This window comes from Mycobacterium sp. (genome assembly GCF_035506235.1).
Classification (GTDB): domain Bacteria; phylum Actinomycetota; class Actinomycetes; order Mycobacteriales; family Mycobacteriaceae; genus Mycobacterium.
In genome coordinates this window covers 1-7,803 of sequence record NZ_DATJPU010000101.1, presented here as the reverse complement: position 1 = coordinate 7,803, position 7,803 = coordinate 1, and the positions used below count along the sequence as shown (strand labels likewise).

General features: G+C 69.0%; 1 protein-coding gene and 1 pseudogene. Both read left to right on the top strand.

The window, feature by feature from the left end:
* Positions 1-655 precede the first annotated feature (655 nt).
* Positions 656-6,952 (top strand): sulfolipid-1 biosynthesis phthioceranic/hydroxyphthioceranic acid synthase, encoded by a 6,297-nt coding sequence (pks2, locus tag VMD50_RS09615; RefSeq protein ID WP_325427174.1) that lies wholly within the window; start codon positions 656-658, stop codon positions 6,950-6,952.
* 57 nt (positions 6,953-7,009) lie between these two features.
* Positions 7,010-7,803, top strand: a pseudogene (locus tag VMD50_RS09610) (acyltransferase); the annotation flags it as partial.

The following is a 7,803-nucleotide window of genomic DNA, read 5'->3' as shown; positions in this document are numbered from 1 at the left end:
TGAAAAGCCCGGGGCGCCAAGGCCGAACGCCGGCATATCGCCACACCGCGCGAATCCGGCGGCCATTTAATCGGGACTTAACTTGCAATCTTGAAGATTTCAGCGATTTTCCTGCGGGCTCTCCCAATAGCCCCTACTATGGCGGGATTACGCATCCCCGATGCACCGCGTCGGCGCGTCCAATTGTGGTTTCCGCCACGGCCGTCCGGGCCGGGCCGGTTTGTGCTGCCCCGAGCCGGGGCGGTGGGTGACAACACGCGTGGTCTGGTTTGCCGCCCATTGACCCCGCGTCGCCGGAGCACTTGCGGCACAGCGCCTCTGGCAGCGACTCGCATCCACCATCACGCCCGATTATCGTTCGAAAAGTATGCGACCGGCGGGTGATCCATGCTCCCCATCAGCGATTGCGGTTCGGACGTTGTTAAATTTGTGTACGTTCGCACGATTTTTCCACGCGGTTCGGGCCGAGCCGCTACGCTGCTGATCGCGCCACGTTGTTACGGCGGGCTTCGATACGGGGGTCGGTGGGTTGGTTGTGTCTTGCTTGCGGAGTTGCTAGCTCGCGCAAAAAAATTCGGCGAGATTTCTCGAAGCTCTGATAAGAGCGAGCAGCAGTGATAGGAACTTGTGGATAGGCAAGGAGAGGTGAGGATCAGTGGCTAAGGCAGGCGTTACTCCGGTTGCCGTCATCGGGATGGCGTGCCGGCTGCCGGGGGGCATCAACTCCCCTGACCTCTTTTGGGAAGCGTTGTTGCGCGGTGACGACTTTGTCAAGGAAATTCCGGCCGAGCGCTGGGACGTCGACTACTATTACGACCCCGAGCCGGGCGTGCCGGGCCGTTCCGTGTGCAAGTGGGGCTCCTTCCTGGACAACGTCGGCGACTTCGACCCCGAGTTCTTCGGCATCACCGAAAAAGAAGCCACGGCGATGGATCCCCAGCACCGGTTGCTCATGGAAACCGCCTGGGAGGCCATGGAACACGCCGGCCTCACCAAGGACACCATAGCCGGGGAAACGGGCGTTTTCATCGGATTGAACTACGGCGACTACCAATTCGTCCACGCCGCCACCGACGCCTTCGACGGACCCTACGGAAACCCGGGCACCATCTCCTGCATGGCCTCCGGGCGGATCTCCTACGCGCTCGGCCTGCACGGCCCCGCGGTCACGATCGACACCGCCTGCTCGTCCGGCCTGTTCGCGATCCACCAGGCCTGCCGCAGCCTGAACGACGGCGAGAGCGAACTCGCGTTCGCCGGCGGCGTCAACGTGATGATGGAGCCGCGCAGGTCAGCCTCCGCGTCGGCGGGGGGCATGCTCTCGGGCACCGGGCACTGCCACGCGTTCGACATCAAGGCCGACGGCTTCGTCTCCGGCGAGGGCTGCGTGGTGCTGTTGCTCAAGCGCCTGAACGACGCCCAGCGTGACGGCGACCGGATTTTGGGTGTGATTCGCGCCACTGCCGCCAACCAGGACGGCCACACCATGAACATCGCGATGCCGTCGGGCGAGGCGCAGGCCGCGGTGTACCGCGCCACCCTCGCGGCCGCGGGCGTGGACGCCGGCACCGTCGGCATGGTCGAGGCGCACGGCACCGGAACCCCCGTCGGTGACCCGATCGAATACGGCAGCCTCGCCGAGGTGTACGGCCTCGGCAACCCCTGCGTGCTCGGCGCCTCGAAGACCAACTTCGGGCACCTCCAGGCCGCCGCGGGTGCGCTTGGCGTGATGAAGGCGGTCCTGAGCGTCCAGCACGGTGTGGTCCCCAAGAACCTGCACTTCGAGGCGCTGCCCGACGACATGGCCCGGATCGACACCGGATTGTTTGTGCCGCAAGAGAATACGCCGTGGCCGCTGAACGGCGACCAGCCGCGACGCGCGGCGGTGTCGGCGTACGGCATCTCCGGCACCAACGTGCACGCCATCGTCGAGCAGGCCCCCGAGCCGCTTTCGCGCAACGGGGCCGCGACCCGGCCGCGCCGCGACGGCACGCTGCTGTTCCCGCTGTCGGCCACCTCGGCCGACGGGCTGCGGGAGACCGCCGCCCGGCTGGCCGACTGGGTCGAGGCGCGGGCGACGGACGTGTCGGCGCCGGATCTGGCCTACACGCTGGCGCGCAGGCGCGGGCACCGCTCCGTGCGGACCACGGTGCTGGCCGCCGACACCCCGGAGCTGCTGACGGCGTTGCGGGAGGTCGCCAGCGGCGACGCCCTCTTCCAGGAAGTGGTGGGCCAGGAGCAGCGCGGCCCGGTGTGGGTGTTCTCCGGCCAGGGTTCGCAGTGGGCCACCATGGGCGCCGACCTGCTGGCCAAGGAGCCCGCGTTCGCGGCGGCCATCGCCGAGATCGAGCCGCTGATCGCCCACGAGTCGGGCTTCTCGGTGACCGAGGCGCTGACCGCCCCCGAGAAGGTGACGGGCATCGACCGCGTGCAGCCCACGAGCTTCGCCATGCAGGTCGCACTGGCGACGACGATGAGGTCTTACGGGGTCCGGCCCGGCGCGGTCATCGGCCACTCGATGGGTGAATCGGCGGCGGCCGTCGTCGCCGGAGCACTGTCGCTCGAGGACGGGGTGCGGGTCATCTGCCGCCGCTCGCGACTGATGACCAAGATCGCCGGCTCGGGCGCGATGGCGTCGGTGGAACTGCCTGCGCAGCAAGTGCTTTCGGAGCTGATGGCTCGCGGCGTCAACGACGCCGTGGTGGCGGTGGTGGCCTCTCCGCAGTCCACCGTCATCGGCGGCGCGGCGGACACGGTCCGCGAGTTGGTGGCGGTGTGGGAGCAGCGCGAGGTGATGGCGCGCGAGGTGGCCGTCGACGTGGCGTCGCACTCTCCGCAGGTCGACCCGATCCTCGACGAGCTGTACGACGTGCTGGGCGAGATCGAGCCGTTGACCCCGGAGGTCCCGTACTACTCGGCCACCTCGTTCGACCCGCGCGAGGAGCCGTACTGCGACGCCAACTACTGGGTGGACAACCTGCGCCACACGGTGCGGTTCTCCGCGGCGGTGCAGGCGGCGCTGGAAGACGGCTACCGGGTGTTCGGTGAGTTGTCGCCGCACCCGCTGCTGACCCATGCGGTCGACCAGACCGCCCGCAGCCTGGACATGACGGTGGCCGCGCTCGCCGCGATGCGGCGCGAGCAGCCGCTTCCCCACGGGCTGCTCGGGTTGCTGGCAGACCTGTACACCACGGGCGCCACGGTCGACTTCTCCGTGCTCTACCCCGGCGGGCACCTGGTGGACGCCCCGCTGGCGGCCTGGACGCACCGCTCGCTGTTGCTGAGCCGCGAGGGCCACAGCTCCCGCGCGCTGGCTTCCAGCGTCGCGGTGCACCCGCTGATGGGCCAGCACGTGCGCCTGCCAGAGGAGCCGGAGCGCCACGTGTGGCAGGCCGAGATCGGCACCACGACGCTGCCCTGGCTGGCCGACCACCAGGTCCACGGCACCGCCACGCTGCCGGGCGCGGCCTACTGCGAGATGGCGCTGGCCGCGGCCCGCACCGTGTTCGGCGACGCCTCCGCGGTGCGCGACGTCCGCTTCGAGCAGATGCTGATGCTCGACGAGGAAACGCAGATCAGCCTCACCGCGACCGCCGAGGCGCCCGGCGCGCTCACCTTCGCCGTGGAGACCGACGAGGACGGGGTGCAGGCCCGGCGGGCGTCGGCGGTGCTAACGGAGGCGAACGACGCAGGGAACAAAGCGCGCCCCGCCGCGGTGGACATCGAGGAACTGCTGGCCGCGCACCCGAGCCGCTTGGAGGGCAACGACCTTCGCGACGCGATGGACCTGTGCGGCATCCAGTACGGCCCCGCCTTCACCGGCCTGGCCGCCGCGCACACCGCCGAGGGCACCGGCACCACGGTGCTGGCCGAGATCGGGCTGCCCAGCGTGATCCGGACGCAGCAAACCAATTACGGCGTGCACCCGGCGCTGCTCGACGCCTGCTTCCAGTCGGTCGCGGCGCACCCGAGCGTCGCGAACGCCAGCCTGGGTGGACTGCTCCTGCCGCTGGGCGTTCGCGGGTTGCGGGTCCACGGATCCGTCAGCAGCGCCCGCTACTGCTACTCCCGGGTGACCGCGGCGACCGGCGGATCCGTCGAGGCCGACCTCGACATCCTGGACAAGCACGGGACCGTGCTGCTGACCGTCCGGGGGCTGCAGATGGGCACCGGCGTCTCGCCGAGCGGCGAGCGGGCCCGGGTGATGGCCGAGCGGTTGCTGACCGTGGAATGGCAGCAACGGCAGCTGCCGGAGGTGGCCATCGCGGCCGAGACCGGGGCCTGGCTGCTGGTCAGCACCTCCGATGCCGCGGACCTCGTCGCGACGGCGTTCACGGACGCGATGAAGCTGCACGAGGCGGACTGCACCACGCTGTCCTGGCCTTCGCGGGCCGACCACCCCGCGATCGCCGAGCGGCTGCGCGCTGAGGTCGAAAAGGGCGGCTACGCCGGCGTGGTGGTGCTCACCGAGGCCAAGAACGGCAACCCGGACGACGAAGGCGCCGTGCGCGGTGGCGAATACATCCACCACATGGTCCGCATCGCCCGCGAGCTCCCGGAGCTCCAGGGCGAGTCGCCGCGGCTGTTCGTGGTGACCCGCAACGCCCAGAAGGTGTTGTCGGAGGACGTGCCCAACCTCGACCAGGGCGGGTTGCGCGGGCTGCTGCGGGTGATCGGTGCCGAGCACCCGCACCTGCACACCACCCACATCGACGTCGACGAGCAGACCAGCGCCGACCAGGTGGTGCGCCAGCTGCTGACGACGGGGCCCGGAGAGGACGAGACGGCCTGGCGCAACGACGAGTGGTACATCGCGCGCCTGTGCCCCACCCCCCTGCGTCCGGAAGAGCGGCACTCGACCATCGCGGATCACGGGAACGACGGGATGCGCATGCAGATCCGCACGCCGGGTGACCTGCAGACGATGGAGTTCGCGGCGTTCGACCGGGTCCCGCCGGGTCCCGGGCAGATCGAGGTGGCGGTCACCGCGTCGAGCATCAACTTCGCCGATGTGCTGAACGCGTTCGGCCGCTACCAGAGCCTGGACAACATCCTGCCCCAGCTGGGCACCGACTTCGCCGGCGTCGTCACGGCCGTCGGGCCCGACGTCACCAGCCACCAGGTGGGCGACCACGTCGGCGGCATGTCCCCCAACGGCTGCTGGGCCACCTTCGTCACCTGCGATGCGCGCCTGGCCACCACGCTGCCGCAAGGGCTGACCGACGCGCAGGCGGCCGCGGTGACCACCGCGCACGCCACCGCCTGGTACGGACTGAACGACCTGGCCCGCATCAAGGCCGGCGACAAGGTGCTGATCCACTCCGGCACCGGCGGTGTGGGACAGGCGGCGATTGCCATCGCCCGTGCCGCGGGCGCCGAGATCTTCGCCACGGCCGGCAGCGAGCGGCGTCGGCAGCTGTTGCGTGACATGGGAATTGAGCACGTCTACGACTCGCGGAGCGTCGAGTTCGCCGACCAGATCCGTCGTGACACCGACGGCTACGGCGTGGACATCGTGCTCAACTCGGTGACGGGCGCGGCGCAGCTGGCCGGGATCAAACTGCTCGCCCTGGGCGGGCGGTTCGTCGAGATCGGCAAGCGCGACATCTACGGGGACACCAAGCTGGGCCTCTTCCCGTTCCGCCGCAACCTCGCGTTCTGGGGCGTCGATTTGGGCCTGATGTCGGTCAGCCACCCGCAGCAGGTCAGCGAAATCCTCAGCACCGTCTACCGATTGACGGCCGAGGGCGTGCTGCCGATGCCCGAGAGCACGCACTACCCGCTCGCCGAGGCGGCCACCGCGATTCGCGTGATGAGCGCGGCCGAACACACCGGCAAGCTCATCCTCGACATCCCCCAGGCCGGGCGCAGCAGCGTGGTGCTGCCCCCGGAGCAGGCGCCGGTGTACCGCAAGGACGGCTCCTACATCATCACCGGCGGTCTGGGTGGCCTGGGCCTGTTCCTGGCCGAGAAGATGGCCGCCGCCGGCGCGGGCCGGATCGTGCTCACCTCGCGTTCCGAGCCTTCGCAGAAGGCGACTGAAACGATCGAGCTCGTCCGAGCGATAGGTTCCGACGTGATCGTCGAATGCGGTGACATCGCCCAGGCCGACGTCGCGCAGCGCCTGGTGGCCACGGCGACGGCAACCGGACTGCCGTTGCGTGGCGTGCTGCACGCCGCCGCGGTGGTCGAGGACGCCACGTTGACCAACATCACCGACGAGCTGATCGACCGCGACTGGGCCCCCAAGGTGTACGGCGCGTGGAACCTGCACGAGGCCACCGCATCTGCGGACCTTGACTGGTTCTGCTCGTTCTCCTCGGCTGCCGCCCTGCTGGGCTCGCCGGGCCAGGGCGCCTACGCCGCGGCCAACAGCTGGCTGGATGCCTTCACCCATTGGCGACGCGCTCAGGGCCTGCCGGCCACGGCGATCGCCTGGGGAGCCTGGGGCGAGATCGGCCGCGGCGCGGACTTCGCGGAGGGCAGCGGCGCCGCGATCGCTCCCGACGAGGGTGCTTACGCGTTCGAGGCGCTGCTGCGCCACGACCGCGCGTACACCGGCTACAGCCCCCTCATCGGGACACCGTGGATCGCGTCCTTCGCGGAACGCAGCAAGTTCCTCGAGATGTTCAAGTCCGCGGGCGAAAAGCGCTCGGGTTCAAGCAAACTGCGCGCCGAGCTGGCCGACCTGCCGCTCGACGAGTGGCCGACCCGGCTGCGGCGTCTGCTCTCCGAGCAGATCGGGCTGATCCTGCGCCGCAACATCGATGTGGACCACCCGCTTTCCGAGTACGGCCTGGACTCGCTGGGCAACCTCGAATTGCGGACTCACATCGAGGCCCAAACGGGGGTACGCATCACCTCTGCCGACATCACCACGGTGCGAGGCTTGGCGGATCACCTGTTCCACAAACTGGCGCCCCAGGAGGAAAACGCTGCGGCGCCTGCATGAAAGAGGTTCCTACGTCAAAGTCGACTGCACTGCTAGGCCGGTACTAAGGAGGGAAACGTGTTCATAGGCGGAGGCTCTGAGCACGACAGCCTGCGAGTTGGCAACGCTTACGACTGGAACCCGGGCCCGGGATCCGTCGTGACGTGGGAACCCACGCCCGGCTGCGCCGCGAAGGCTCGGCAGGCGCCGGTGAGCCCGGTGCCGCCTAGCTCCATGCAGGCGGGTCACCTTCGGGGGTTCGTCGAGTTCGGGGAACGGGGCCTCGACTATTCGCGGGCGGTCATGGGTTCCTGGGAGGTGCCCGGCCGCTGCGACATCCGCGCGATGACCTACGTCATCAACGCGCACCTGCGGCGCCACGCCACGTACCACAGCTGGTTCGAATACCAAGACGAGAAGAACATCATCCGGCACACCTTGAAGAACCCGCGCGACATTCAATTCGTCGCCAAGGAGTACGGCCCGATGACGCAGCTGGAGTGGCGGGACCACGTCCTGGCCACGCCGGACCCGCTGCAGTGGGACTGCTTCAGGTTCGGCATCATTCAGTACGAGGACCGCTTCGCGCTCTACGCGGTCGTCGACCACCTGCACTGCGACCCGATGCTGATCGCGGGGCTGTATGTCGAAATCGTGATGAACTACAACGCGCTTCTCGAGGGCAAGGCGCCCGTCACGCTTCCGCCGGCCGCCAGCTACGACGACTTCTGCTTGCGGGAGCACGCCTGCGTGTCCGGGATGACGATGGAGTCCCCGGAGGTGCAGAAGTGGATCGCGTTCGCCGAAGCCAACGGCGGAACCCTGCCCGACTTCCCGCTGCCGCTGGGTGACCAGTCGATCCCGTGCGGCGG